The organism is Celeribacter sp. (assembly GCF_048259695.1).
Taxonomy (GTDB): Bacteria; Pseudomonadota; Alphaproteobacteria; order Rhodobacterales; family Rhodobacteraceae; genus Celeribacter.
Genome location: NZ_JBLXHL010000005.1, coordinates 25,816 through 49,766, shown reverse-complemented (window position 1 = coordinate 49,766; position 23,951 = coordinate 25,816). Strand labels below are relative to the sequence as shown.

Below are 23,951 nucleotides of genomic sequence, written 5' to 3'. Positions count from 1 at the left end.
CAAACAAATGCATTTTAGGGCCTGACGCGGAGTTTTTGTAACTTGAGGCGGCATCACGCTTGCATCCCAATGCCTCAAAGCGCAATCTCGACCATGTAGTCAAATTTTGCGAAAGGCCTTTGACCGATGCCCCTGATTGACGATGCCAAAGCCGCCCAAGGCAAGGCCTATGCGCCCTATTCCAATTTTAAAGTGGGCGCCGCCGTAAAAACGCCATCGGGCGCGGTCTTTGCGGGTGTTAACGTCGAGAATGCCGCCTATCCCGAGGGCACATGTGCCGAGGCGGGCGCCATCGCGGCAATGGTTTTGGGCGGCGAGACGGAAATTGTCGAAGTGGCCGTGATCGGGTCAAGTGACGAGCCAACCCCGCCGTGTGGTGGCTGTCGTCAAAAGCTGCATGAATTTGCAGCACCCGAAGTGCCGGTCACCATGATGTCACGCACGGGTAAAACACTCACGCTTACGGTTGGTGAATTGCTGCCCGGGGCCTTTTCCACCGAATACATGGATTGAGATACCAAATGGACGCGCGCCGCATTATTGAAAAGCTTCGGGACCGAAATACGCTTTCGCCCGACGAATTGACGTGGTTCGCCCACGGGTTGGCGAGTGGCGTTGTGACCGATGCACAGGCGGGGGCCTTTGCCATGGCTGCGCTCCTGAACGGCATGTCCGACCCCGAGCGTGTCGGCCTCACACTCGCGATGCGCGACAGCGGTCGCGTGATGACATGGGACGCCCCCGCGCCCGCGATCGACAAGCATTCCACGGGTGGCATTGGCGACTGTGTGTCCTTGCTCCTTGCGCCTGCACTTGCCGCTTTGGGCGGATTTGTCCCGATGGTGTCGGGGCGGGGCCTTGGCCATACGGGCGGGACGCTTGATAAGCTAGAGGCCATTCCGGGTCTGAAAACCGAAGTGAGCGAAGACAGGTTTCGCGAGATTATGGCGCAAACGGGTTTTGCGATCGTGTCGGCTACGGGGGCCATCGCCCCCGCCGACAAGCGGCTTTATGCGATCCGCGATGTCACGGGGACGGTGGAAAGCATCGACCTGATCACCGCGTCGATCCTGTCGAAAAAACTCGCCGCAGGGCTTGAGGGTTTGGTGCTCGATGTCAAATGCGGCTCGGGCGCCTTCATGCACACCCGCGAAGAGGCCAGAGCCTTGGCGCAAAGCCTCGTGACCACGGCCAACGGGGCAGGATGCAAGACCTCCGCGCTGATTACGGACATGAACCAACCGCTATGTCCGTGGATGGGCAATGCGCTTGAAATCATGGCGGTGATGTCGGCGATGACGAGCGGCGAAGTGGACAACATCCTGTGCGACCTGACCTGCGCCTTGGGTGGTGAGTTGATGGTTCTGTCGGGCATGGCCGAGGACGCGGATCACGCGGCGGACGCCGTGCGCGCCACCTTGCAAGATGGCTCTGCCGCCGAACGGTTTGGCGACATGATCCGTGCAATGGGCGGGCCGCGCGACTTTGTCGACCACTGGCGCGACCGGTTGCCATCGGCTCCTGTGGTGCGCGATGTTGTCGCCAAAGACGCGGGGTTCGTGGCGCAGATGGACGGTCATGCGCTTGGTATGGCGGTGGTTCACCTTGGCGGCGGGCGGCTTAAAGGCGGCGATACGCTCGACCCTGCTGTCGGCTTTTCCAACTTTAGCATGGTCGGGGACCACCTTGGCTCCGGCGACCTTGTCGCGACCATTCACGCGCGCTCTGACGCCGATGCCGACCGGGCCGAGGCGGCGGTTCGCGCGGCTGTAATTCTTGGCGAAACACAACCCGACGCCCTACCGCTTGTCTATGAAAAGGTGACGCTATGACCCGTGCATTTCTGATCGTACTGGATTCCGTGGGCCTCGGTGGCGCACCGGATGCGAGCGCATTTTTTAACGGCGATGTGCCCGACACAGGGGCCAATACGCTTGCCCATATCGCGCAGGCCTGTGCGGCGGGAAAGGCCGAAGAGGGGCGGTCGGGGCCGCTACATTTGCCCAATCTGGACGCGCTTGGTCTCGGGGCCGCGATGGGCGTGGCCACATCCGATCCCGCGCCAAATCTGGCGGCCGCCCCACGCGGGCTGTACGGGGCCGCCGCCGAAGTGTCGCAGGGCAAGGATACGCCCTCGGGTCACTGGGAGTTGGCGGGCGTGCCTGTGCCGTGGGACTGGGGCTATTTCCCCAAAACCGAGCCGTCATTTCCGCAAGAGATCATGGACCTGACCGCCTCCCTGTGCGGGGCGGGTGGAACATTGGCCAATTGCCACGCGTCCGGCACGCAGGTGATCAATGATTTTGGTGCCGAGCATGTCAAAACCGGTTGGCCGATTTGCTATACGTCGGTGGATAGCGTGATGCAGATCGCGGCGCACGAAGAGCATTTCGGCCTGGAGCGTCTGCTCAAGCTGTGTGAGGACCTCGCGCCAACGCTGCACGCGATGAAAATCGGACGGGTGATTGCGCGGCCGTTTGTGGGCAATGAGGTCGACGGGTTTTCGCGCACTCTGAACCGTCACGATTACGCCATTGCGCCGCCCGCGCCGACGATCTGTGACTGGGCGCATGATGCGGGGCGCAAGGTCTATGCCGTGGGTAAAATCGGCGATATTTTCTCGATGCAGGGGATCGACGAGGTGCGCAAGGGCGCCGATGTGACCCTGTTCGACCATCTGTGCGATGTCATGGACGAGGCCGCAGAGGGCTCGTTTACCTTCGCCAACTTTGTCGAATTCGACAGCCTTTATGGCCATCGCCGCGATGTGTCGGGCTATGCGCGTCACCTCGAATGGTTCGATGCCCAGATCCCGCGTTTGATGGCGCGCGCCCGTGCGGGAGATTTGATCCTGTTCACCGCCGATCACGGCAACGACCCGACGTGGGTCGGCACCGATCACACCCGCGAAATGGTGCCTGTTATCGGCCACGGGGTCGGCCCGCGAGCCATTGGCAAGGTCGCGTTTGTCGACGTTGCCGCCTCTATTGCCGCCCATCTCGATCTCGAAAATCCCGGGCCCGGGACATCGTTTCTATGACCCGGACCGTTCCATTCCTTTCCGCCAGACCAAGGACCCATTGCTATGCTTGACCACCTGACCGTTGTGAAACACCCGCTTGTTCAACACAAATTGACACTGATGCGGGAGGTCGACACCTCCACGGCGGTGTTCCGGCAGTTGTTGCGCGAAATCTCGCAGCTTTTGGCCTATGAGGTCACGCGTGGACTGGACATGACGACCAAGCGGATCGAAACCCCGATGCAGCCGATGGATGCGCCTGTTCTGGACGGTAAAAAGCTCGCGCTGATCTCCATTTTGCGGGCGGGCAACGGTTTGCTCGACGGGGTGTTGGAGCTGATCCCTTCCGCCCGTGTCGGCTTTGTCGGGTTGTACCGCGACGAGAAAACGCTGCAACCTGTGCAGTACTATTTCAAGGTGCCGGACGCGCTTGAGGATCGTCTTGTGATTGCGGTGGATCCGATGTTGGCCACGGGCAATTCCTCGGTTGCGGCGATCGATCTGTTGAAACAGGCAGGCGCCACCAACATCCGGTTCCTGTGCCTTTTGGCTGCGCCCGAGGGCGTCGCGCGGATGAAAGAGGCGCACCCAGATGTGCCGATTGTAACCGCCTCTCTGGATGAAAAGCTTAACGAGCACGGCTATATTGTTCCGGGGCTCGGTGATGCCGGTGACCGGATGTTCGGCACAAAATAGCTGTGGATAATCTGAATTGATCTTTGCAACCTAAGGTGAACTACGGTAGCCTTACCCACAATATTTTGTGTGGGGGCACATGATGAAGGTCTTAAAATCAGTTTCCATTGCGGCCATTATTGCCGTTTTGTCTGTCGCACCTTTGAGCGCCAAAACGCTCCGCAACGCGGATGAGCCGGCGGAGTTTCCTCCGTCGAGCTTTAAAGGGTCGCAATATGTCGACAGCCGTGGCTGTGTCTATGTCCGTGCCGGATATGGGGGTGGCACCCAATGGGTGCCGCGCGTAACCCGTTCGCGCGATGTCATGTGCGGATTTAAACCCACGCAGATCGCGGACGCCAAGCTTCCCGTGATTGCGGATCCTGTTGCACAGGCCCCTGCCGCTCAGGTGCAAACACCGGCTCCTGTGGTCGCCGAGGCCCCCCGCGCCGTTGCCCGGGCGCCCAAGCCGGTTGCGGGTCAAGCGGTTCGCGTTGCGACGCCTGTCGCCGTTGCGCAATCGCCCGCCCGATCCACCGTTGTGCGCGTCCCGTCCCCCACGGTGACCGCGGCTCCCGCTGCCCAAAGCCCCGCTACCCAAAGCCCTGTCGGCACCGCGGTCCCCCCCGCCACGCCGGTCACGGTTCAGATGCCCACCCGTGCCGTGACGCACGTTACCCGCACCGCAGACGTAGGCATCCGCCGCGGCCCGCAGGATGTTCACCCGTCCGACTACGTGATGAAACGCCTGCCCGCGGGTGTCACAGTGCGTACGGCGGGTGGCGGCCAGATCACCACGACACAGCCCACAATGGTGCGCGTGCCTGTTGCTCCTGTTGCGGTGCAACCACGCTATGCCGCCGCTCCGCAGTCTGCCGCAGCGCCACAGTACGGATCTGCGACTGTTGGCGGTTGCGCGGGGCTAAGCGGCAATGCCGCGCAATATATGGTGAACTCTGGCGCATCCGATGTGCGCTGTGGCCCACAGGCACAGCACCCGTCGAGTTTTGTTGTGCGCCGTCAGGCCCATGTGGCACAAACACAGGCCCAATCGGCGCAACTTCAACGCGCCGCCGCCGCGCAGGGCATCACCCTGCCGCGCCCCGTGCCGGTGAGCATTCCCGCCGGTTATACCCGCGTGTGGGAGGATGGTCGTTTGAACCCCGAACGCGGCCCGCGCACCTATGAGGGCGATTTGCAACAGGCGCAGGTCTGGTCACAGGAAACTCCTGCACGCGATGTTTATGCACCCGCACCGAAAACCTTTTGGCAAACCTTGTTTGGCTCTAGCCAGAAAAAGGCCACGGTCATTGTGCCTCAGGCCCCTGTTGCGGTGGCACCCTCCACCCGCATCTCGACCAAAAGCACCGCTCCCGCGACCACCCCACGGGTGCAAGCCGCGCCTGCCAACCTGCGTTATGTTCAGGTCGGGGCCTTCGGGGTCGCAACCAATGCCGACAAATCGATTGCCCGCCTGACGTCGATGGGTGTGCCTGTGTCGTCGCAAATGCTCAACCGTGGCGGCAAATCGATCAAGGTCGTGATGGCGGGGCCGTTCGGTTCGACGCAGCAAACGATGAATGCCTTGGGCTCCATTCGCGCCGCAGGGTATTCCGATGCCTTCGCCCGCAAATAAGCCCGAGATTGCTTTTTAACGCACTGATATTACATACAATAATACGACACCCCCGCATTTGGCGGGGGTTTTCGTTTGCGAGCTATGTGGCGAGACCGGGACGTGGGCGGGTGTGGACTGTGGGATCAGCCGCCGCAAATGCCCTGTAAGGCCACCCAATCCCCATCTGACAAGACCGCGCGGGTATCGTCGACGTTGACCGCATCGGCCTCGATCAGGGGCAGGGTCGTCTCGCCTGTTATATCCACTGCATAGGCATAGGGCGCGATGTGGACCTGAGCCGCGACGAACCGCGCAATGAGCGCATCGGTCGCCTCGATCGGAGCGGGCGGGGCGGTCAACAGGTCCTCGGTATGCGCATCCAGTGTTTCGGGATCAATGTGGCCCGTGGTCAACAGGCGCAGTGTTGCCATCAGCCCTGATTGCTTCAGCAATCGTTCAAGCGGATCATGCTGACGCGCCCGCTCCATCTCGGCCAGAGCAAATCCGGCAGGGACGGCGGGGTCGTCGAAATCCTCGACCAAGGCCCGATTGAGCAAAACGATCCGGCCCGGCAAGTGTTGCGTCGTCGGCACGCCGCTTTCGACGACGACAAGCCGCCCGCCCGCGACCGCGCGCAAACGGCTGTTGAGATGCTCAAGAGCTTGGGCGCTGCGCTCTGTGACGCACGGGCGCCCCGACAGGCGCTGCATCCGGTCAAGGAGCTGTGCGCCGATTTCCACCCGCGTGACATCCGGCACAATCGAGACGGCCTGTCGGATAAGCGCATCGGGAAGCCAGAACACGCCAAGGGCCACCCCCCCCGCGAGCGCTGCGCCGATGACCATGCCGCGAAGACGACCGGGATGGTAGCGGCCCCGTTCAAGGGCGCTCCGGATACGGGCGATACCTTCAATCAATGTGCTGTCGTCGACTTCCAACCGCTCGTCGGTATCGGGGTCGGGGCTATAGAGCGCCTTTTTTTCGTTGGTGCCATTGATGCGTTCAATGGCGGGCAGGGACCAATGGGCCAATGGTGTGCCGGCGAAATCCGAAATCACCAGAGTGGCATCGCCAAGGGACACGAGAACCTCGCGTTTCTGGGTCTCGCCCTCGGGTCGCCAGAGGGCCGAGGCCTCCAGTCGCTCATATTCGGTAAGCGCAGTCATGCGCGGGCCTGCTCTTTTGTTATTGTTGACCGACTTTACCGCGCCTTGGTCGCTGCGACAATGAAAAGCGGGACAATGCGGCCGCGTCGATCGCTCAAAGACGGCGGTCTTGCCACATTGTCGAGACGCAAAGGGCCGTCGTGCGGGTGTCTTTGGCGTGATTTGGGCCGCGCATGCCGCGTGAAAGCGGGGGGCATAGGGGGGCGTATGACGGGAAAATGCCCCGACATAAAACGGCGTACATAGTTAATTCTACGGCGGACGCCCGTCCCGTTTATGTGCGAATCCCGTCCGAATCTCCTTTTAAAACAGCGATACACATCGCGGATTGGCTCCGGAATACTGGTTAAATTCAGCGGCGCGGGGAAAAAAGTTAAGAGATCGTTATCAGAACCGTGAACAATGAAACGCCCCTGTCAGGATTTGTGCCAATGGCGGGATTATGCCGCATTTGCGTCCAATTTGCGGCGAATTGTGACCCACCCCTACTGGCCAATTGGTCTCACCAGATACGGACGGGCTGCCACCCACAAAGTCCGAACAAGGGGATGAAGAGATGAAGCTCGGTGAGATATTCGGCAAAGAGCCTGTCCGCGATGCACATGGGTTGCATCGTGCGTGGGAGTTCGGCCAGCGCGGTGGCGCGCCACGGCGCCCGATCTGCGCGGGTCTCGTTGCCGGGACCCAGGTGGCCACGGGTCTCGGTTGGCGCAAAGTCGACGCTGTCCAAGAGGGGGATAAAGTTCTCACCTTTGATGACGGCCTGCAAACCGTGCGGCGCCTTGAGCGGCATTTTGTCGAGAGCCGTGCCGTAGGGTGCGGTGACGCCGCCGATGCGCCCATTTGCGTCCCCGAGGGCGCACTGGGCAATCGGGACGCCTTGCGCATTTTGCCGGATCAACCCGTGATGGTGGAAAGTGATCTGGGCGAGGAGATGTTCGGTGACCCCTTCACCCTCGTCCCCGCGCTCGCGTTGATCGGCTACAAAGGCATTCGCCAACAAGACGAAATCGAGATTGTCGAAGTCATCACCTTGTACTTCGATACCGAGCAGGTCGTGTTCGCCAATGTCGGTGCGCTGTTTTATTGCCCCGCTTATGCAGGGGCGGACATGCTTGATATGATCGATGAAAGCTATGCCCCCGGCTATGAGGTGCTTTCCCCCGAGAAGGCCCGCAAACTCGTGGCGGCGATGATCCACGAGGATGGTCAGGACGCTGCTTGGGCGCGTGCGGCCAAAGAAAACCGCCCCCTTCACGTTGTCGCCTGACCTCGTGTCGAGGCCCCGATAAAAAAACCCGCACATGGTTCCATGCGCGGGTTATGTCGTGTTGTGATGTGGGGGTTAACCCGCGTTGATATCGGTGCCGGTGCCAAAGCGTCCGTAGAAGGTTTCGCCACGATCCGCCATCTCACGCAGGAGCTTTGGCGTTTCGAACCGTGGGCCGTGAGTGGCGGTGAGGTTGTCGCAAATCTCCACCGCTTTCGCCGCCCCGATGATGTCGAGCCAAGAGAACGGACCGCCCGACCACGGCGCGAAGCCCCAGCCAAGGATCGCGCCAACATCGCCTTCGCGAATATCGGTCAGCACACCGTCTTCGAGGGCGCGCACGGCTTCGAGAACCTGCGCCATCATCATGCGGTGCTGGACTTCGTCCAAGTCAGGTTGGACTTCCGCGGTGGGGAATTCTTTGGCGAAGCCGTCCCACAGGAGGCCACGTTTGCCGGCCTCGTCGTAGGTGTAAAACCCCGCTTTGGCCTTTTTGCCCATGCGGTTTTGATCGGCCATCCAGAATACCACCTCGTCAACAGCGGAGTCCGGATAGGCATCGCCCATTGCGGCTTTGGTCGCTTTGGCGATTTTCACACCGAGGTCGATGGAGGTCTCGTCGATGAGCTGAAGCGGACCGAGCGGGAAGCCCAAAAGCTTGGCCCCGTTTTCGATCAGCGGTAGATCGACGCCCTCGGCGGCCAGTCGCACCCCCTCGTTGATATAGGGGATGATACAGCGGTTGGCATAGAAGAAGCGCGCGTCATTGACCACGATCGGCGTCTTGCGGATCTGGCGCACGAAATCGAGCGCCTTGGCCACGGCGACATCGCCCGTTTCTTTGCCCTTGATGATCTCGACGAGCAACATCTTGTCCACGGGGGAGAAGAAGTGAATGCCGATGAACTGTTCAGGGCGCACCGAGGCCTTGGCCAGTTCGGTGATGGGCAATGTCGAGGTGTTGGAGGCAAAGATGCAATCAGGACCAACGATGGCCTCGACCTTTTTCGTCATCTCGGCCTTGACGCCAATGTCCTCGAACACGGCCTCGACGATCAGATCACAGCCCTTGAGCGCGTCGAGATCGGTTGTGGCGGTGATGCGTGACAGCACTTCGGCTTTTTTCTCTTCCGTGACCTTTTTGCGGGCGATACCCTTGTCGAGGATGCCCTCGGCGTAGGATTTGCCGCGATCTGCCGCGTCCTGGGCCTGGTCGATCAACACGACCTCGATCCCTGCGTTGGCAGAGACATAGGCAATGCCGGCGCCCATCATGCCCGCGCCAAGAACGCCGACGCGTTTGACTTTTTGGTCGTCAACGGCGGGACGGTTGGCCCCTTTTTCAAGCGCCTCTTTGTTGATGAACAGCGAGCGGATCATCGCGGAGGAGGAGGGGTTCATCAGCACATTGGTGAACCAGCGCGCCTCGATTTTGAGTGCGGTATCAAACGGCACCATCGCGCCCTCGTACACGGACGAGAGCAAGGCCTTGGCGGCGGGATAGACGCCCTTGGTGTTGCCGTTGACCATCGCGGAGGCGCCGACAAAGGTCATGAAGCCCGCAGGGTGGTAAGGCGCGCCGCCGGGCATTTTCCAACCCTTCGCGTCCCAAGGCTTGAGAATGTCGGCATCGGTCGCGGACAGAACCCATGCTTTGGCCGTGGCCAGTAGCTCGTCTGCGGGGACGACCTCGTGGACCAACTGGGCCATCTTTGCCTTTTTGGGGTCGAACATTTTGCCCTCAAGCAAAATAGGGGCTGCCGCCATTGCGCCGACCAAACGCGAGACGCGCGTTGTGCCGCCCATGCCGGGGAAGATGCCGACCTTGATCTCGGGCAGGCCGATTTTGGCCTTTGGATTGTCGGCCGCAAAGATGCGGTGCGTTGCCAGTGGCAGCTCAAGGCCAATGCCGAGAGCGGTGCCGGGCAGGGCGGCGGCAACAGGTTTGCCGCCTTTGTTGGTTTTGGGGTCCATGCCTGCGCGTTCGATTTTGCGAAGGATCGCGTGCATGTTCATCAGCCCGTCCATCAGACCTTGGGCGGGATTGTCGCCTGCGGCCTCTTTCATTCTGGCGATGATGTTGAGGTCCATGCCGCCCGCGAAATCGGGTTTGGCGGAGGTGAGCACGATGCCTTTGATGTCGTCATCGGCAAGGGCCGCGTCGAAACAGGCATCAAGCTCGGTGATGCCCTCCAACGAGAGGACGTTCATGGATTTGTTCGGGACGTCCCATGTGATGACGCCAACGCCGTCTGCGTCTTTGTTTAGTGTAAAGTCAGCCATGTTTTCTCTCCCTTACACGCGTTCGATGATGGTTGCCGCACCCATGCCGGATGCGATGCACAGTGTTGCAAGGCCCGTGCCTTTGCCCGTGCGCTCCAGTTCGTCGAGCAGCGTGCCGATAATAATTGCGCCTGTCGCGCCAAGCGGGTGGCCCATTGCGATGGAGCCGCCGTTGACGTTGACCTTTGAGGCATCGACGTTGAACGCTTGCATGAAGCGCATGACGACGGCGGCAAAGGCTTCGTTGACCTCAAAGAGGTCGATGTCGGAAATGCTCATGCCGCTGTCGGCCAAGATTTTCTCGGTGACGGGGACGGGACCTGTGAGCATGATGGTCGGGTCGGTGCCGATTTTGGCGGTGGCGCGGATGCGGGCGCGGGGTTTGATGCCCCACTTCTCGCCGAATTCCTTGTTGCCGATCAACACACCTGCGGCGCCGTCCACGATGCCCGACGAGTTGCCGGCGTGGTGGATGTGGTTGATACGCTCAAGGTGCGGGTATTTCATCAGTGCGATTTTGTCGAAACCGGGCATCATTTCGCCCATGTCCTTGAACGAGGCCTTGAGATTTCCAAGCGCCTCGGTCGTGGTGCCCGGACGCATGTATTCGTCGTGGTCCAGAATGGTCAGGCCGTTCTGGTCGCGCACCGGTACGATGGATTTGTCAAAGTGACCCGCTTTCCATGCCGCTTCGGCACGGTTCTGGCTTTCAACGGCGAGGGCATCGGCCTGTTCGCGCGAAAACCCGTATTCGGTCGCGATGATATCGGCCGAAATCCCTTGGGGGACAAAATAGGTCGACATGGCAAGCGAGGGATCGGCGGCAATGGCCGCGCCATCGGAGCCCATCGGCACGCGGCCCATCATTTCGACACCGCCCGCGATATAGCCCATGCCCGCGCCACCCTGCACTTGGTTCGCGGCGAGGTTCACGGCCTCCATGCCCGAGGCACAAAAGCGGTTGATCGCAAGACCGGGGATGGATTGGTCAAGCTTGGAGGCCAGAACGGCCGTGCGGGCAAGGCATGCACCCTGTTCGCCGATTGGCGTCACGTTGCCCCAGATCACGTCCTCGACCGCGTGACCCGAAAGACCGTTACGGTCGGCCAGAGCGTCGAGCATCTGCGACGAAAGGCGCACGGATGTCACTTCGTGCAATGCGCCGTCTTTGCGGCCCTTGCCGCGCGGCGTGCGAATGGCGTCATATATATAGGCGTCTGTCATGTGGTCCTCCTCAGGCCGTCGTCGCATAGGCGCGCGGCATCAAATCATAGGGGTGTGTACAACCGTCCAGAGCTTCGATATCCGAAAGCCAACGGTCGATGTTCGTCCAATCCGCACGGGTGAACCCATACGTTTCGGGGTAAAAAAGATATGCGCAGCACGAAAGATCCGCGTTGGTCGGCCCGTTGCCCCCTGCGATCCATGTGTGGTCTGCGAGATGGGAATCAAGGATCCCCATCGCGGCCTTGATGCGGCCTTGGGTAAAGGTGATGACCTCTTGTGGCCGCTTGTCCTCGGGAATGAAATTCATCAAGAAACGCGTCATGCCGATCTGGCTTGAAAACTTGTGGTTGTCCCACAAGGTCCACCGCAACACCTCGCGCCGTTCGGCCTCGCTCTCGCCTCCGAATTTTCCGGTTTGTTTGGTGAGGTAGTCGAGGATCACACCTGATTGCGTTAGCGTCAGGTCGCCATCCACCAAGACGGGACATTCGCCCATCGGGTTGATGGCCTTGAACGCGGGGCTGCGCGCCTCACCGTTGAAAAAGTCGACAAAGCGCAGGTCATAGGGGACCCCCGCGAGGGACAGGGCCAAGGCCACTTTGTACGAATGGCCGCTTTCGCCAAATCCATAAAGCTGGATCGTCATTTTTCCCTCCCCTCCCGGAGTTGCGTGCCTGATCCCGTACAAGGGACGGGTTTGAGCCCGTGGCGCGTTATGCCTTGCGTCTCTCCAAATCCGCCCTGAACAGGTTCAAACGGTGTTTGAGGTTCTCTTCATGCGTGACCGATGTGAAGTTTTCGAAAAGAAACGATAGCGCTTCTCCCTCCTCCAGTCCGGCCTCCCGTGCGAACGTCTTGAGACGACGATAGCCATCTTCGGTCATCGAAACAGGAAAACGCCGCGTCATTCTAAATCGTTTGGGCATAGTTACGCTCCGTCAAAAGCCAAGGTGTTGTTTGAAAACAAAAACGCCCCCGCCGAAGGGCGAGGGCGTCTCAATTCCGGTCGTGGCAATCTTAGAAGTTTTCGGCATCCAAGGCCATGACAGTGTCGGCGCCGCTTTCGATGCGCTTGAGCAGGGTCATGGTCATCGGCAGCTGACGCGCCATGAAGTAACGGGCCGTGGCCAGTTTTGTCTCATGGAATACAGGGTCATCGGTGCCGTTTTCCAACGCCGCCAAGGACACCTTCGCCATGCGGCCCCACATCAGGCCAAGGCAGGTGTAGCCGAACAGGTGCATGAAATCATACGAACCCGACAGCGCCGCATTGGGGTTTTTCATGCCGTTTTGCATAAAGAACATGCCCGCCGCTTGCAGGTCTTTGGAGGCCAGTTTGAGTGGCTCGACGAAATCCGCCATGTCCTCGCCATTGTTTTCTTTGCAGAACCCTTTGACCATTTCAAAGAAGGCCATGACGTGTTTGCCGCCATCTTGTGCCAATTTGCGGCCCACGAGGTCGAGCGCCTGAACGCCGTTTGCACCCTCATAGATCATCGCGATGCGGGCATCGCGGGTGAACTGGGACATGCCCCATTCTTCGATATAGCCGTGGCCGCCGTAGATTTGCTGCGCGTTGACCGTCGCCTCGTACCCTTTGTCGGTCAAAAAGCCCTTGAGCACGGGGGTCATCAGCGACACGAGCCCTTCGGCGTCTTTGTCGCCTTTGAGGTGGCCGGCGTCGATCAGTGATGCACTCCAGTACAAGAACGCCCGCGCGCCCTCGATGAAGCTCTTCTGATCCATGAGGTTGCGGCGGATATCGGGGTGTACGATCAGGGGATCGGCAGGGCCATCGGGGTTTTCGGCCCCTGTGACAGCGCGCCCTTGCAGGCGGTCTTTGGCGTAGATCACCGCGTTCTGGTAGGCGGCCTCGGCCTGTGCCAAACCCTGCATCCCGACGCCCAAACGGGCCTCGTTCATCATGGTGAACATGGCACGCATCCCTTTGTGCATGTCGCCCAACAGATAGCCCTCGGCCTCGTCGTAGTTCATCACGCAGGTGGAGTTGCCGTGGATGCCCATTTTCTCTTCGATGGAGCCAACGGAAACGCCATTTGCCTCGCCCACGGAGCCGTCGGCGTTCACTTTGTATTTGGGCACGATAAAGAGCGACACGCCTTTGATCCCCTCGGGGCCGCCCGGAATTTTGGCCAACACGAGGTGGATGACGTTCTCGGCCATGTCGTGGTCGCCCGCCGAGATAAAGATTTTCTGACCCGAAATCTTGTAGCTGCCGTCGTCATTCGGTTCGGCCTTGGTGCGCATCAGGCCCAGATCGGTGCCGCAATGCGGCTCGGTCAGGTTCATGGTGCCGGTCCATTCGCACGACACCATTTTGGGCATGAACAGGTCTTTTTGTGCGTCCGTACCGTGAACCAGGATGGCGGAAACCGCGCCGTGGGTCAGGCCCTGATACATTGTAAAGGCTTGGTTGGCAGAGGAAAACAGTTCGCCAACTGCGGTCCCGACGATGTAGGGCATGCCCTGACCGCCATACTGTTCGGGCAGATCAAGACCGGTCCAACCGCCCTCTTTCATCTGCTCGAATGCACCTTTGAACCCTGTGGGGGTGTAGACCACACCGTTCTCGAGCCGACAGCCCTCTTTGTCACCGACAGCATTGAGCGGGGTGAGGACTTCGGAGGCCAGTTGGCCCGCAGCGTCGAGGACGGCTTCGGTGAACTCAGGCTCCAGATCGCCGTAACCGGAGATGTCGGAGCCTGAGATGTTCAACAGATCGTGCAGAACGTATTGGATGTCTTTCGTCGGTGCTGTGTAGCTAGGCATTGCCTTCTCCCTTGCGATGCTTCGGGAGGTTAGCTTGCCTTCCCGAGTAGGTCTTTGGAACCAAGCGCCTGCTCGGTCCATTCGATTTGTTCGGCGAGCTCGTCCATAACCTGGAGCAGCTCGTCACGTTGTTTTTGCATCGCCACCATTTGGTGCCGATATGCATGAAGCGTGCCGCTCATTTGAGCACGCCCGCCGTCGGCCTCACTGTAAAGATCAAGCAGTTGCCGGATCTCTTCTAGCGAGAAGCCGAATCGCTTGCCCTTCAAAATCAATTTGAGGCGGGCGCGATCCCGACGTGTGAAGAGTCGTTTTTGCCCCTCCCGGATCGGAAAGAGCAACTCTTTCGCTTCGTAAAACCGCAAAGTGCGTGGCGTCACATCGTGCGCATCACACATCTGGCGGATTGTCAGTACCTCGTTTGTCACGTTTATCACTCCGGCGTTTGTCTTTATGGGTGCTCAAGACCCATGTGCTTTCAGCGCGAAGTGGATGCTTCGCTACCAGTCTACAAGTTGAATGATCGCCACCAAAACTTTAACGTAGCGTCACTTTCCAAATGGTAAAATTTCCGGAATAGTTACCTAGCGGAAAGAGCAATATTGTTCTGTTAACACCTGCGCAAGCGGTTTGACTAAAATTATTTTAAATAGTTAAAAAATACCAGTAATCGCAAGCTTAAGCGCTTTGGCTTACCTAAGGGTATTTTGTGCATTTACCGCAATGCACGGATCGCGATGTTGTTCTTGTTTCGGCCGCGAGGGGCGAGAACGAGGCAACGGGCGCGTAAAACGTTACGTCGCATGTTTACAATCTGTAGCGCCCGCCGGCTGCGAAGGCGCCACATGCGTCAAAGAGAGGCTCAGGACGGTGATGCCGCCTCGGTCTGGCTGCGCAATTCGCGCAACTCTTCGATCGCATCATCAAGCTCTTTGCGCTGTGCTTCGAGGGCGCCGAGTTGACGGTCCGCCAATTCAACAAAGGCATCATTTTGCGCCTTTGTCCCTTTTTCTTCGTAGATCAGCAGCCACTGACGGATTTCTTCGAGTGAAAATCCGTAGCGGCGTCCACGCAGGATCAGTTTCATGCGCGCCAATTCGCGGGTGGTGTAATAGCGCGAGCGCCCTTCTTTTTCGGGATCAAGCAACTCGATATACTCGTAATAGCGCAACGTGCGCGGCGTCACATCAAATGTGCTGCACATCTCTTTGAAGCTTAGGCGGTCATCGGGCATGTCAATCCTCCACGGCGCTCGAACTAAACTGATTGGTTCAGAAAATCAATTCGGTTTGGGGCCTTTGTGAAAACCATAGTTAATACAGGGGTATGGGATCAAGGCCGTTCGCACCGGTCTCCGAATCATTTCGTAGCAGACCCGTGCCTTTGGTGACGGATTGCGACGTAACGTCACTTTGCGCCATCCCATCGCGGCTTCGGGGTCTGGCGTCAGTTTGGGCTTGCGGCGGGGGCGTGGAAGCCGATTAATTGTCCCGAGGTTTGGGGAGCGATATGACAGATCAACGGACTAAAATTGCACGACAGTTTATCGAGGCCATTCCGCATAGCCGCGATTTGGGCATGGCGTTGACCTCGATCGGTGCGGGCGCTGCAACCATCACGATGCCGTATCTGGAAAAGCTGATCGGGGATCCGTCCACGGGCGTGATTCATGGCGGTGCGGTATCGGCCTTGATGGACACCTGCGCGGGGGCGGCGGTGATGAGCCATCCCGAGGCGGGATTCGCCACTGCGACGCTTGACCTGCGGATCGACTATATGCGCTCGGCCAAGCCACATCACACGGTCACCGCCCACGCCGAATGCTATCACATGACGCGATCCGTGGCCTTTGTGCGCGCGACCGCGACCGACGGATCCTCCGACACGCCTGTGGCCACGGCCAGCGGGGCCTTTACGGTGGAGCGCGGCGCATGAGCGAAACGACACCCCGCGATGCCCTGCTTGCACGGTTGATGGAGCGCGTGCCCTACATGGCCTTTATGGGGTTCGAATTCACAGCCAAGGGGGCGGATTTATCCGCGAAAATGCCCTATCGCGCCGACCTGATCGGCAACCCCGTATTGCCCGCATTGCACGGAGGGGCCATTGCCTCGTTTCTGGAGATGACCGCCTTTATGAGTTTGGGGTGGTCGCGTGTCTGGATGGGGGATGGCTGTCTCTCGGCGGATGGCGAAGTCTGGCCCGCTGTGCCCAAAACCATTGATTTGACCATCGACTATATGCGTTCGGGCAAAGCACAAGACACCTTTGCCTCTGCGCGGATCACCCGTGCGGGCCGCCGGTTTGCCACGGTTCACGCGACGGCATGGCAGGACGAGCCCGATCGCCCCATTGCCGATGCCATGTGCCACTTTCTAATGCCGCGCCGGGATGGCTGAGCCGGTGGGGCATCCGCCGTCCGGAGTGCGCCGTTTGACCCACAGGCGTGTCCTCGCCATTGCTTTGCCCATCGTTTTGTCGAACGCCACCGTTCCTATTCTGGGTGCGGTGGATACCGGTGTGGTCGGGCAAATGGGGGCCGCCGCGCCCATCGGGGCTGTGGGCATTGGCGCGGTGATCCTCGCGTCGGTGTATTGGATTTTCGGGTTCTTGCGCATGGGGACCACGGGGCTCGTGGCCCAAGCCCGCGGCGCAGGTGATGCCGCCGAGGTCTCCGCCTATCTCACCCGTGCACTGATGATTGCCGTGATTGGCGGCGCGGGGGTGATTGCTCTACAAATGCCGATCCTTTGGGCGGCTTTTCATGTCTCGCCGGCCTCCGCGGAGGTGGAAAGCATGGCGCGGTCCTATATCTCGATCCGCATTTGGTCCGCGCCGTTTGCCATCGCCATCTTTGGCCTGACGGGTTGGTTGATCGCCCAAGAGCGCACACGCGCCGTTTTGTTGCTGCAACTGTGGATGAACGGCATCAATATCGGGCTAGATTTCTGGTTCGTTCTGGGGCTCGGATGGGGGGTCGCGGGCGTGGCCATCGCCACAGTCATCGCCGAAGTCACGGGGGCCGTTATGGGGCTGTGGCTGTGCCGCGATGCCTTTGGCGTGCCTGCGTGGCGCGATTGGGCCGTGGTGCTCAAATCCGAGCGACTTGTTCACATGGCAAAGGTCAACACCGACATTATGGTCCGCTCGGTTTTGCTCTTGTCCATCATGGTGTCGTTCGCATTTCTGGGCGCGGGGTTTGGCGATGTGACCCTTGCGGCCAATCAAATCCTGATGCAGTTCATCGAGATCACCGCCTATGCGCTTGACGGGTTTGCTTTTGCCGCCGAGGCGATTGTCGGCACCGCGATGGGGGCGCGCTCGCGTGACGCGTTTCGGCGCGGGGCGCTGTTGGCGGCGTTCTGGGGGATGGTCGCCGCCGTGGCTCTCGCCGTGGCCTTTGCGCTGTTCGGGGGCGCGATTATCGACGCCATGTCCACCGCCACGCCTGTGCGCGTCGAGGCGCGGTCCTACCTGTGGTGGATGGTGTTGGCGCCTGTGGCGGGCCTCGCCTCATGGATGCTCGACGGGGTGTTCATCGGCGCGACCCGCACGCGGGATATGCGCAACATGATGCTGCTTTCGGTCGCGACCTATGCGGTTGCGGTCTGGGCGCTCATCCCGCTCCTGGGCAACCACGGCCTATGGGCCGCGTTGATCATCAGCTATATCGCACGGGCGGTGACATTGGGGTGGAAATACCCCGCGCTTGAGCGCGACGTGGCGGGTTAGAGCCAGTCGCCGCGCTTGGTTCCGACAGCCTCTGATACGCTGTCATACCCGTCGGCTTTGAGCAGATCATCAAGCCCCTTTGCGATGCGCGGCGCGAGCGACAGCCCGTGATAGACCATCGCGGAATACAGTTGGACCACCGACGCCCCTGCACGGATTTTGGTGTAGGCATCAAGCGCCGATCCGACCCCGCCCACACCAATAAGCGGCAGGTCATCCCCGAGGGTGCGCGACAGGCGGGCCAGAACGCGCGTGGACTTTTCGAACAAAGGCTGCCCTGAAAGACCGCCCATTTCGCTTTTATGCGCACTTTTCAAACCATCGCGCGAGAGTGTCGTGTTGGTGGCAATCACCCCGTCAATGCCCGATTTGCGCGCCACTTCGGCAATCTCGTCGATCTCGGAGCTGTCGAGGTCGGGCGCAATTTTAAGGAACACCGGCACGGATTTCTCCAACCCCTTGCGTGCATCCAGAACACCCGCGAGGAGGGCTTCGAGGGCTTCGGCGCCCTGTAGGTCGCGTAATTTTTCGGTGTTGGGCGAAGAGACATTGACGGTGGCAAAGTCGATGAAGTTGCCGCAATGCGTCAGGACCGTTGCGAAATCCGCCGCGCGGTCTGTGCTGTCTTTATTGGCGCCAAGGTTCAGCCCCACGGGGATCGTGATTTTGTGGCCCGAATGCCGGCAGCGGGCAAGGCGGGTGGTGATGGCCTCCATCCCGTCATTGTTAAAGCCAAAGCGGTTGATAACGGCACGATCCTCCGTCAGGCGAAACAGGCGTGGTTTGGCGTTTCCGGATTGCGGACGCGGCGTTGCGGCCCCGATTTCAAGGAACCCGAAACCCGCACGGCTCAACTGCGGAATGGCTTCGGCGTTCTTGTCAAACCCTGCGGCGAGGCCAACGGGGTTGGGCATTTCCATACCGGCAATTGTCGTTTTCAGGCGATGCGAGGTGACGGGGCCGGGCAGGGGGGCAAGCCCCGCACGCAGCCCCGCGAGTGCCAGGGTGTGCGCCCGTTCGGGGTCAAGCTTACGCAAGGCCGCAAGGCCGATTTGCTCGGTGACGCTCATACCATGTCCTCGGGAAAGATGTGGCTGTCGGGGTGCGCATCGGGGGCCACGGGCAAGGGTTTGTCCCACACGACATCGCCCATCCGCAGGTTACGGTAAAGATGCGGAAACAGAGCCCCTCCCCGCGATGGTTCCCATGTGATGTCGGGGGCCATTGCGTCGGCGTCACAGGCCAACAGGACCAGACCGGTCTCGCCTGCGAACCATTTGGCGGCGGTTTCACGCGCCTGTTCGGCGGTTGAAAAATGCACGTAGCCATCCGCCACGTCGACAGGGGCGCCCTGTGTCTGGCCATCACGTTGCAGATCGGCCCACTCGCTTGCGCGGAATATTTTATAAATCATCATGGCGCAGAAATGCCCCGTTTTGCACAGGCGGGTCAATGGGCATCTCGCCGTTGTCGGGGCAGGGGCGGCGCGTCAAAACCCCAAGGTTTCGGCGGCTGTTCGCATGGCGGGGCGCACCCGGGAGGCGTGTTGCCTGTCATATAGGCGTTACGCGGCGGCGTTAGCGCTAATATTTGACAGATCCTTTGACTCTTCGGTCAACTCTTTGCAGCATTGCAAAATAACTCAACAGGGGGGCAGACATGCTCAAGAAGATTCTCACAACATCCGCGGCTATGACACTGTGTGCAGGGGCGGCTTATGCCGATTATTCTCTGACCGTTTTGCACACCAACGATTTCCATGCGCGGTTTGAACCGATCTCGAAATACGATTCGGGCTGCTCCGCCGAAGACAACACCGAAGGCAAGTGTTTTGGCGGCTCCGCCCGTCTGGTCACGGCCATTGAGGAGGCGCGGTCGCGCTCGAACAATTCCATTCTCGTGGATGGCGGCGACCAGTTCCAGGGCACCTTGTTCTACACCTATTACAAAGGCAAACTTGCTGCCGAGATGATGAACAAGATGGGCTATGACGCGATGACCGTGGGCAACCACGAGTTCGACGATGGTCCCGAAGTGCTCCGCGGTTTTATGGACGCACTGGATTTCCCCGTGCTGATGTCCAACGCCGATTTCTCGGGCGAGGAATTGCTTGCGGACAAGTTGCTCAAATCCACGATCATCGAGCGTGGCGGCGAAAAAATCGGCCTCATCGGCCTGACGCCACAAAACACCGACGAACTGGCCTCTCCCGGTCCCAACGTGATCTTTACCGACCCGTCCGAGGCGGTGCAGGGCGAAGTGGACAAGCTGACAGCCGAAGGCGTGAACAAGATCATCGTGCTGTCGCACTCGGGGTATCGCGTTGACCAGATCGTCGCGGCCAATACGACAGGTGTCGACATCATCGTTGGCGGGCACACCAATACGCTGTTGTCCAACACCAATGATCGCGCCGAGGGTCCATACCCCACAATGGTTGGCTCTACCGCGATTGTGTCGGCCTATGCATATGGCAAGTTCCTTGGCGAGTTGAACGTGACGTTCGACGATGAGGGCAATGTGACCGAAGCTGTCGGCGAACCGCTCATTATGGACGCGGCCGTCACCGAGGATGAGGTGACCGTGGCACGCATCGCCGAAGCCGCCGTGCCACTCGACGAGATTCGCAACAAAATCGTGGCTGAAACGGCCGAGGCCATCGACGGTTCGCGCGAGGTTTGCCGCCACATGGAGTGCCAGATGGGCAACCTCGTGGCCGACGCCATGTTGGACCGCGTCAAAGATCAGGGCATCCAGATCGCACTGGCCAATTCCGGTGGTCTGCGCGCCTCCATTGATGCGGGTGACGTGACACAGGGCGAAGTGCTGACCGTGCTGCCGTTCCAGAACACGCTGTCGACCTTCTTTGTGGATGGCGCCACGCTCAAAGCCGCGTTGGAAAACGGCATGGGCCAGTTCGACAATGCCGAAGATGACGGTCGCTTCCCTCAGGTTGCGGGCATGACCTATGTGGTCGAGTCCGGCAATGCGACGGGCGAACGTGTGGTCGAGGTGATGATCGATATGGACGGCACTTGGGAACCACTTGATCCCGCCAAAACCTACGGCGTTGTGTCCAACAACTACGTGCGCAACGGTGGTGACGGCTACAAAATGTTCATTGATGCCTCCAACGTCTATGATTTCGGTCCCGATCTTGCGGACGTGACGGCGGAATACATTGCTGCAAATGCGCCCTACACGCCCTACACCGATGGTCGCATTACGATTAAATAATCGCGCCCTCTTATAAAAACGGTAAGCCCTCGCTATCATGCGGGGGCTTTTCTTTTGACGGGCTGGCGCATGGACCATCCTCTTTTTGATTTGATCGACGCAAGGATTTCACAGGCACAACGCGAGGGGGCGTTTGACAACCTTGCGGGGGCGGGCAAACCGTTGCCGCATGAGGCCGACCCCGAAAATGCGCTGTTGAGCCGCTTGGTCAAGGAAAGCGGCGGGGTCCCGGAGTTTGTGATTCTGTCTCGTGAATTAGAGCGGTTGCGCGGCGAGCTGCGCGACACGGGGGATCGCACGCGGCGCTCCGAGATTATGAAAGAGATGTCGATGATGGACGCCAAGATTGATCTGGCGAAAAAGGCGTTTCGCTAACGCGCCCTGTGCGAGGCTCCGTGCTACACGATCTTTCTCTCGACTGACCCGCCCGCCGATGCGCCATGGCTCTGGCTTTCGTGCGTATTCGATCTATTGTCGGCGCATGTGCGGACGATTTGCCATCACCTTGCCCAACGATGCGATGGCGCAGCTTTTTGCGGCGGCACCCGCAAATGATTTGCCGGTGATCCCGAATTACAACGTCTGCCCGACCACGAAAATCCATGTGGTGTTTGGCGAGGACGGTACGCGTAAATTGGTGCCGATGCGTTGGGGTTTTATCCCGCAGTGGTATAAAAAGCCCAATGACGGCCCGCTGTTGATCAATGCACGGGCGGAAACCATTGCCGAAAAACCCGCCTTTCGCGCCGCCTGTCGTGCGCGGCGGTGTCTTATCCCTGCGGACGGGTTTTACGAATGGCACCGTCCCGAGGGCGGCGAGAAACAACCGTGGTTCATTCGCCCAGCTGATGACGGCCCGATGGTGTTCGCGGGGATTTGGCAGGATTGGGAACACGCGGGCGAGCGGCTGCGGACCTGCGCGATGGTGACCTGTGCGGCCACGGGGCGTATGGCCGGGATCCATCACCGCGTGCCTGTTTTGCTGTCGCCCGACCAATGGGGCAAATGGCTTGGCGAGGAGGGGCATGGGGCGGCAACGCTCATGCGCTCCGTGGACGATGCGGCGTTGCAGTTCCACAAGGTCTCGACAGCGGTCAATTCCAACCGCGCCGAGGGACCGGACCTGATCGCGCCGCTGTAATCCGCCACCGGCAGGACCGTGGTGCAAAAAATCTAGGGCAGGGGGGAGATTGGAGCGGGTGACGGGAATCGAACCCGTGTCATCAGCTTGGAAGGCTGAGGTCTTACCATTACACAACACCCGCTCGGGTGAGACACGAATTAGGCCATCACATGGCGGGGGTCAAGGCGGATTGCGTGACTCAATTGCCCCGAATTGCGGCCATTGTGGCGGCAATTGGTCTCAGGTCTTGCCAAAAAGGGCTGTAACGTTCGATATGGGGCAACACAAAATGTAACAGTATCGCCGCAAAGGCGAACGGCACGTAATTGAGGTGCGCAGTGAGCAAGACAGGTCATCCCCAACAGGACCACAGCGCCCCGAAGGCCCCTGTGCCGGTTCTGGCCGTCGATCTGGACGGAACCCTTTTGAAATCGGACATGCTGCACGAGACGTTCTGGAATGCCGCGTCAAAAGACTGGTCTGCGGCGTTGCGTGCCGTAAGGCAGCTCAAATCGGGCAAAGCCGCGCTTAAACGCGAATTGGCGGCACGCTCGAACGTGGATGTTGCAAAGCTGCCGTATAACGCCGAGGTGCTTGATTACATCGCGGCGTGGCGCAAATCAGGCGGGCAAGTTGCTCTTGTCACGGCGACCGATCAATCCCTCGCAGATCAAATTGCCACACATTTAGGCGTATTTGATGCGGTGTTTGGTTCGGATGGGGACAGAAATCTCAAAGGGGCGAATAAGGCCGCGTTCCTCGTCGAGACCTACGGGGAAGCCGGATTTGCCTACGCGGGCGACCATGAGGCCGACCTCGATGTCTGGCCCCACGCGGCAAGGGCCGTGACCGTGAATGCCTCCGAGGCACTGCGTGGCAAGGTCGCGCGACTGGGGGTCGAGGTGGATCACATCGGCGCGCCCGAGCGCGATCTCAAACCCTATGTCAAAGCGTTGCGCCCGCACCAGTGGCTTAAAAACATCCTCGTCTTTATCCCGCTTTTGTTGGCGCACCAACTGGATGCAATCTCGCTTATCCGTGCGCTGACCGCCTTTGTCGCCTTTTCGCTCGTGGCCTCCTCGGTCTATGTGCTCAACGACCTGTTGGACCTGAACGCCGACCGTGCCCATGCCCGCAAATGCAAACGCCCCTTTGCCGCAGGAACCGTGCCGATCGGACAAGGCACCGCGATGGCGGGCGGGTTGCTTGGCGTCGGGGCGGTTCTGTCCGTGGCGCTCGGGGCCACTTTCCTGTTTGTCATGGTGTGCTACTACGCGATGACCACCGCCTATTCGCTCTATTTCAAACGCCGCGCGGTGATTGATGTGTCGGTGCTTGCGGGGCTGTATACGCTACGCATCGTTGCGGGCGGCGTGGCTGTTGGTGTCGGGCTTTCGATGTGGCTTCTGGCGTTTTCGGTGTTCTTTTTCTTTGCACTGGCCGCAGTCAAGCGTCAGGCGGAACTTGTCGACAATATCAAGTCGGGCAAGCTGCAACCCGAGGGGCGCGGCTATCGCAATGATGACGCCGAGGTTATCTCGCAAATGGCGCTTGGCACGGGGTATGTGTCGATTCTTGTGTTGGCGCTTTACATGAATTCGCCCGATGTGGCGCTGCTCTATTCGAACCCGCCGGCGCTGTGGGGCATTTGTCTGATCTTGTTGTTCTGGATCAGCCGTATCGTGCTTTTGACCCATCGCGGCGAGATGCACGACGACCCGATTGTCTTTGCCGTGCGCGACCGTATCAGCCGCCTGTGCGGCATGATGGTGGTGGGCTTTGCGGTGCTCGGCGCGGTGATGTAACCG

Annotated in this window: 23 protein-coding genes and 1 tRNA gene; 13 read left to right on the top strand and 11 right to left on the bottom strand. The window is 59.9% G+C overall.

The window, feature by feature from the left end; translation table 11 throughout:
* Positions 1 to 126: 126 nt before the first annotated feature.
* The 5 genes from cdd (at position 127) to ACN0Q0_RS10405 (ending at position 5,333) form a co-directional block, all read left to right on the top strand.
* Positions 127 to 513 (top strand): cytidine deaminase, encoded by a 387-nt coding sequence (gene cdd, locus ACN0Q0_RS10425; protein WP_417243332.1) that lies wholly within the window; start codon positions 127 to 129, stop codon positions 511 to 513.
* Positions 514 to 521: 8 nt separating this feature from the next.
* The gene (locus ACN0Q0_RS10420; protein WP_417243331.1) at positions 522 to 1,832 is read left to right on the top strand and encodes a thymidine phosphorylase; all 1,311 of its coding nucleotides are present in this window, start codon (positions 522 to 524) and stop codon (positions 1,830 to 1,832) included.
* Entirely contained in the window at positions 1,829 to 3,040 is a 1,212-nt protein-coding gene (locus ACN0Q0_RS10415; RefSeq protein ID WP_417243330.1) for a phosphopentomutase, read from the top strand. Before ACN0Q0_RS10420 ends, ACN0Q0_RS10415 begins: the two co-directional genes overlap by 4 nt.
* 45 nt (positions 3,041 to 3,085) lie before the next feature.
* Positions 3,086 to 3,718 (top strand): uracil phosphoribosyltransferase, encoded by a 633-nt coding sequence (gene upp, locus ACN0Q0_RS10410; protein WP_417243329.1) that lies wholly within the window; start codon positions 3,086 to 3,088, stop codon positions 3,716 to 3,718.
* A 79-nt stretch (positions 3,719 to 3,797) separates the two neighbouring features.
* Entirely contained in the window at positions 3,798 to 5,333 is a 1,536-nt protein-coding gene (locus ACN0Q0_RS10405; RefSeq protein ID WP_417243328.1) for an SPOR domain-containing protein, read from the top strand.
* A 125-nt stretch (positions 5,334 to 5,458) separates the two neighbouring features.
* On the opposite strand, the gene ACN0Q0_RS10400 is transcribed toward ACN0Q0_RS10405, so the two are convergent.
* Positions 5,459 to 6,481 (bottom strand): hypothetical protein, encoded by a 1,023-nt coding sequence (locus ACN0Q0_RS10400; protein ID WP_417243327.1) that lies wholly within the window; start codon positions 6,479 to 6,481, stop codon positions 5,459 to 5,461.
* A gap of 556 nt (positions 6,482 to 7,037) precedes the next feature.
* On the opposite strand from ACN0Q0_RS10400, the gene ACN0Q0_RS10395 reads away from it, so the two are divergent.
* Complete coding sequence (locus ACN0Q0_RS10395; protein WP_417243326.1) at positions 7,038 to 7,751, top strand: Hint domain-containing protein; 714 nt, start codon at positions 7,038 to 7,040, stop codon at positions 7,749 to 7,751.
* Between the two features lie 75 nt (positions 7,752 to 7,826).
* Here the strand turns inward: ACN0Q0_RS10395 and ACN0Q0_RS10390 are convergent, their stop codons facing one another.
* The 7 genes from ACN0Q0_RS10390 to ACN0Q0_RS10360 form a co-directional block, all read right to left on the bottom strand.
* Positions 7,827 to 10,034: a 3-hydroxyacyl-CoA dehydrogenase NAD-binding domain-containing protein gene (locus tag ACN0Q0_RS10390; protein WP_417243325.1), complete on the bottom strand. Its 2,208-nt coding sequence runs from the start codon at positions 10,032 to 10,034 to the stop codon at positions 7,827 to 7,829.
* Positions 10,035 to 10,046: 12 nt separating this feature from the next.
* On the bottom strand, positions 10,047 to 11,258 hold the full coding sequence (locus ACN0Q0_RS10385; RefSeq protein WP_417243324.1) for an acetyl-CoA C-acetyltransferase: 1,212 nt from the start codon (positions 11,256 to 11,258) through the stop codon (positions 10,047 to 10,049).
* 10 nt (positions 11,259 to 11,268) lie between these two features.
* The gene (locus ACN0Q0_RS10380; protein WP_417243323.1) at positions 11,269 to 11,907 is read right to left on the bottom strand and encodes a glutathione S-transferase family protein; all 639 of its coding nucleotides are present in this window, start codon (positions 11,905 to 11,907) and stop codon (positions 11,269 to 11,271) included.
* Between the two features lie 67 nt (positions 11,908 to 11,974).
* On the bottom strand, positions 11,975 to 12,187 hold the full coding sequence (locus tag ACN0Q0_RS10375; protein ID WP_417243322.1) for a hypothetical protein: 213 nt from the start codon (positions 12,185 to 12,187) through the stop codon (positions 11,975 to 11,977).
* Between the two features lie 91 nt (positions 12,188 to 12,278).
* Complete coding sequence (locus ACN0Q0_RS10370) at positions 12,279 to 14,051, bottom strand: acyl-CoA dehydrogenase C-terminal domain-containing protein (protein ID WP_417243321.1); 1,773 nt, start codon at positions 14,049 to 14,051, stop codon at positions 12,279 to 12,281.
* 29 nt (positions 14,052 to 14,080) lie between these two features.
* The gene (locus ACN0Q0_RS10365) at positions 14,081 to 14,479 is read right to left on the bottom strand and encodes a MerR family transcriptional regulator (RefSeq protein ID WP_417243320.1); all 399 of its coding nucleotides are present in this window, start codon (positions 14,477 to 14,479) and stop codon (positions 14,081 to 14,083) included.
* A gap of 434 nt (positions 14,480 to 14,913) precedes the next feature.
* Positions 14,914 to 15,285, bottom strand: a complete 372-nt coding sequence (locus ACN0Q0_RS10360; protein WP_417243319.1) for a MerR family transcriptional regulator — start codon at positions 15,283 to 15,285, stop codon at positions 14,914 to 14,916.
* Between the two features lie 275 nt (positions 15,286 to 15,560).
* On the opposite strand from ACN0Q0_RS10360, the gene ACN0Q0_RS10355 reads away from it, so the two are divergent.
* Genes ACN0Q0_RS10355 through ACN0Q0_RS10345 form a run of 3 tightly spaced genes read left to right on the top strand, consistent with a single transcriptional unit; the run spans position 15,561 to position 17,783 of the window.
* Entirely contained in the window at positions 15,561 to 15,986 is a 426-nt protein-coding gene (locus ACN0Q0_RS10355) for a PaaI family thioesterase (RefSeq protein ID WP_417243318.1), read from the top strand.
* Complete coding sequence (locus ACN0Q0_RS10350; protein ID WP_417243317.1) at positions 15,983 to 16,450, top strand: PaaI family thioesterase; 468 nt, start codon at positions 15,983 to 15,985, stop codon at positions 16,448 to 16,450. Before ACN0Q0_RS10355 ends, ACN0Q0_RS10350 begins: the two co-directional genes overlap by 4 nt.
* The gene (locus tag ACN0Q0_RS10345) at positions 16,443 to 17,783 is read left to right on the top strand and encodes an MATE family efflux transporter (RefSeq protein WP_417243316.1); all 1,341 of its coding nucleotides are present in this window, start codon (positions 16,443 to 16,445) and stop codon (positions 17,781 to 17,783) included. The genes ACN0Q0_RS10350 and ACN0Q0_RS10345 overlap by 8 nt, the downstream gene beginning before the upstream one ends.
* Here the strand turns inward: ACN0Q0_RS10345 and ACN0Q0_RS10340 are convergent.
* Together ACN0Q0_RS10340 and ACN0Q0_RS10335 are read right to left on the bottom strand one after the other, a co-directional pair.
* Positions 17,780 to 18,853 carry a quinone-dependent dihydroorotate dehydrogenase gene (locus tag ACN0Q0_RS10340; RefSeq protein WP_417243315.1) on the bottom strand — a complete coding sequence of 358 codons (1,074 nt, stop codon included), beginning with the start codon at positions 18,851 to 18,853 and terminating at the stop codon, positions 17,780 to 17,782. The two genes, ACN0Q0_RS10345 and ACN0Q0_RS10340, sit on opposite strands and share 4 nt — an antisense overlap.
* Positions 18,850 to 19,200, bottom strand: a complete 351-nt coding sequence (locus ACN0Q0_RS10335; RefSeq protein ID WP_417243314.1) for a DUF952 domain-containing protein — start codon at positions 19,198 to 19,200, stop codon at positions 18,850 to 18,852. Before ACN0Q0_RS10335 ends, ACN0Q0_RS10340 begins: the two co-directional genes overlap by 4 nt.
* Positions 19,201 to 19,442: 242 nt before the next feature.
* Between ACN0Q0_RS10335 and ACN0Q0_RS10330 the strand changes: the two genes are divergently transcribed.
* From ACN0Q0_RS10330 to ACN0Q0_RS10320, 3 genes are all read left to right on the top strand, one after another.
* Positions 19,443 to 21,020: a bifunctional metallophosphatase/5'-nucleotidase gene (locus ACN0Q0_RS10330; protein ID WP_417243313.1), complete on the top strand. Its 1,578-nt coding sequence runs from the start codon at positions 19,443 to 19,445 to the stop codon at positions 21,018 to 21,020.
* A 69-nt stretch (positions 21,021 to 21,089) separates the two neighbouring features.
* The gene (locus ACN0Q0_RS10325; protein WP_417243312.1) at positions 21,090 to 21,395 is read left to right on the top strand and encodes a DUF1992 domain-containing protein; all 306 of its coding nucleotides are present in this window, start codon (positions 21,090 to 21,092) and stop codon (positions 21,393 to 21,395) included.
* 106 nt (positions 21,396 to 21,501) lie between these two features.
* Positions 21,502 to 22,161 carry an SOS response-associated peptidase gene (locus tag ACN0Q0_RS10320; protein ID WP_417243311.1) on the top strand — a complete coding sequence of 220 codons (660 nt, stop codon included), beginning with the start codon at positions 21,502 to 21,504 and terminating at the stop codon, positions 22,159 to 22,161.
* A 50-nt stretch (positions 22,162 to 22,211) separates the two neighbouring features.
* On the opposite strand, the gene ACN0Q0_RS10315 is transcribed toward ACN0Q0_RS10320, so the two are convergent.
* Positions 22,212 to 22,285, bottom strand: a tRNA-Gly gene (locus ACN0Q0_RS10315).
* Positions 22,286 to 22,481: 196 nt separating this feature from the next.
* Here ACN0Q0_RS10315 and ACN0Q0_RS10310 point away from each other — a divergent pair.
* Positions 22,482 to 23,948, top strand: coding sequence for a UbiA family prenyltransferase (locus ACN0Q0_RS10310; RefSeq protein ID WP_417243310.1), 1,467 nt, complete (start codon positions 22,482 to 22,484; stop codon positions 23,946 to 23,948).
* Positions 23,949 to 23,951 lie beyond the last annotated feature (3 nt).

Excerpts from the sequence above, each read along its gene's own strand:
- ACN0Q0_RS10415 (WP_417243330.1), top strand. The coding sequence starts at position 1,829 with ATGACCCGTGCATTTCTGATCGTACTGGATTCCGTGGGCCTCGGTGGC.
- ACN0Q0_RS10420 (WP_417243331.1), top strand. The coding sequence starts at position 522 with ATGGACGCGCGCCGCATTATTGAAAAGCTTCGGGACCGAAATACGCTT.
- ACN0Q0_RS10375 (WP_417243322.1), bottom strand. The coding sequence starts at position 12,187 with ATGCCCAAACGATTTAGAATGACGCGGCGTTTTCCTGTTTCGATGACC.
- ACN0Q0_RS10355 (WP_417243318.1), top strand. The coding sequence starts at position 15,561 with ATGACAGATCAACGGACTAAAATTGCACGACAGTTTATCGAGGCCATT.
- ACN0Q0_RS10385 (WP_417243324.1), bottom strand. The coding sequence starts at position 11,258 with ATGACAGACGCCTATATATATGACGCCATTCGCACGCCGCGCGGCAAG.
- ACN0Q0_RS10335 (WP_417243314.1), bottom strand. The coding sequence starts at position 19,200 with ATGATGATTTATAAAATATTCCGCGCAAGCGAGTGGGCCGATCTGCAA.
- ACN0Q0_RS10330 (WP_417243313.1), top strand. The coding sequence starts at position 19,443 with ATGCTCAAGAAGATTCTCACAACATCCGCGGCTATGACACTGTGTGCA.
- ACN0Q0_RS10360 (WP_417243319.1), bottom strand. The coding sequence starts at position 15,285 with ATGCCCGATGACCGCCTAAGCTTCAAAGAGATGTGCAGCACATTTGAT.
- ACN0Q0_RS10400 (WP_417243327.1), bottom strand. The coding sequence starts at position 6,481 with ATGACTGCGCTTACCGAATATGAGCGACTGGAGGCCTCGGCCCTCTGG.
- ACN0Q0_RS10390 (WP_417243325.1), bottom strand. The coding sequence starts at position 10,034 with ATGGCTGACTTTACACTAAACAAAGACGCAGACGGCGTTGGCGTCATC.
- ACN0Q0_RS10350 (WP_417243317.1), top strand. The coding sequence starts at position 15,983 with ATGAGCGAAACGACACCCCGCGATGCCCTGCTTGCACGGTTGATGGAG.
- ACN0Q0_RS10380 (WP_417243323.1), bottom strand. The coding sequence starts at position 11,907 with ATGACGATCCAGCTTTATGGATTTGGCGAAAGCGGCCATTCGTACAAA.
- ACN0Q0_RS10345 (WP_417243316.1), top strand. The coding sequence starts at position 16,443 with ATGGCTGAGCCGGTGGGGCATCCGCCGTCCGGAGTGCGCCGTTTGACC.
- ACN0Q0_RS10340 (WP_417243315.1), bottom strand. The coding sequence starts at position 18,853 with ATGAGCGTCACCGAGCAAATCGGCCTTGCGGCCTTGCGTAAGCTTGAC.
- ACN0Q0_RS10325 (WP_417243312.1), top strand. The coding sequence starts at position 21,090 with ATGGACCATCCTCTTTTTGATTTGATCGACGCAAGGATTTCACAGGCA.
- ACN0Q0_RS10320 (WP_417243311.1), top strand. The coding sequence starts at position 21,502 with ATGTGCGGACGATTTGCCATCACCTTGCCCAACGATGCGATGGCGCAG.
- upp (WP_417243329.1), top strand. The coding sequence starts at position 3,086 with ATGCTTGACCACCTGACCGTTGTGAAACACCCGCTTGTTCAACACAAA.
- ACN0Q0_RS10395 (WP_417243326.1), top strand. The coding sequence starts at position 7,038 with ATGAAGCTCGGTGAGATATTCGGCAAAGAGCCTGTCCGCGATGCACAT.
- ACN0Q0_RS10370 (WP_417243321.1), bottom strand. The coding sequence starts at position 14,051 with ATGCCTAGCTACACAGCACCGACGAAAGACATCCAATACGTTCTGCAC.
- ACN0Q0_RS10405 (WP_417243328.1), top strand. The coding sequence starts at position 3,798 with ATGATGAAGGTCTTAAAATCAGTTTCCATTGCGGCCATTATTGCCGTT.
- cdd (WP_417243332.1), top strand. The coding sequence starts at position 127 with ATGCCCCTGATTGACGATGCCAAAGCCGCCCAAGGCAAGGCCTATGCG.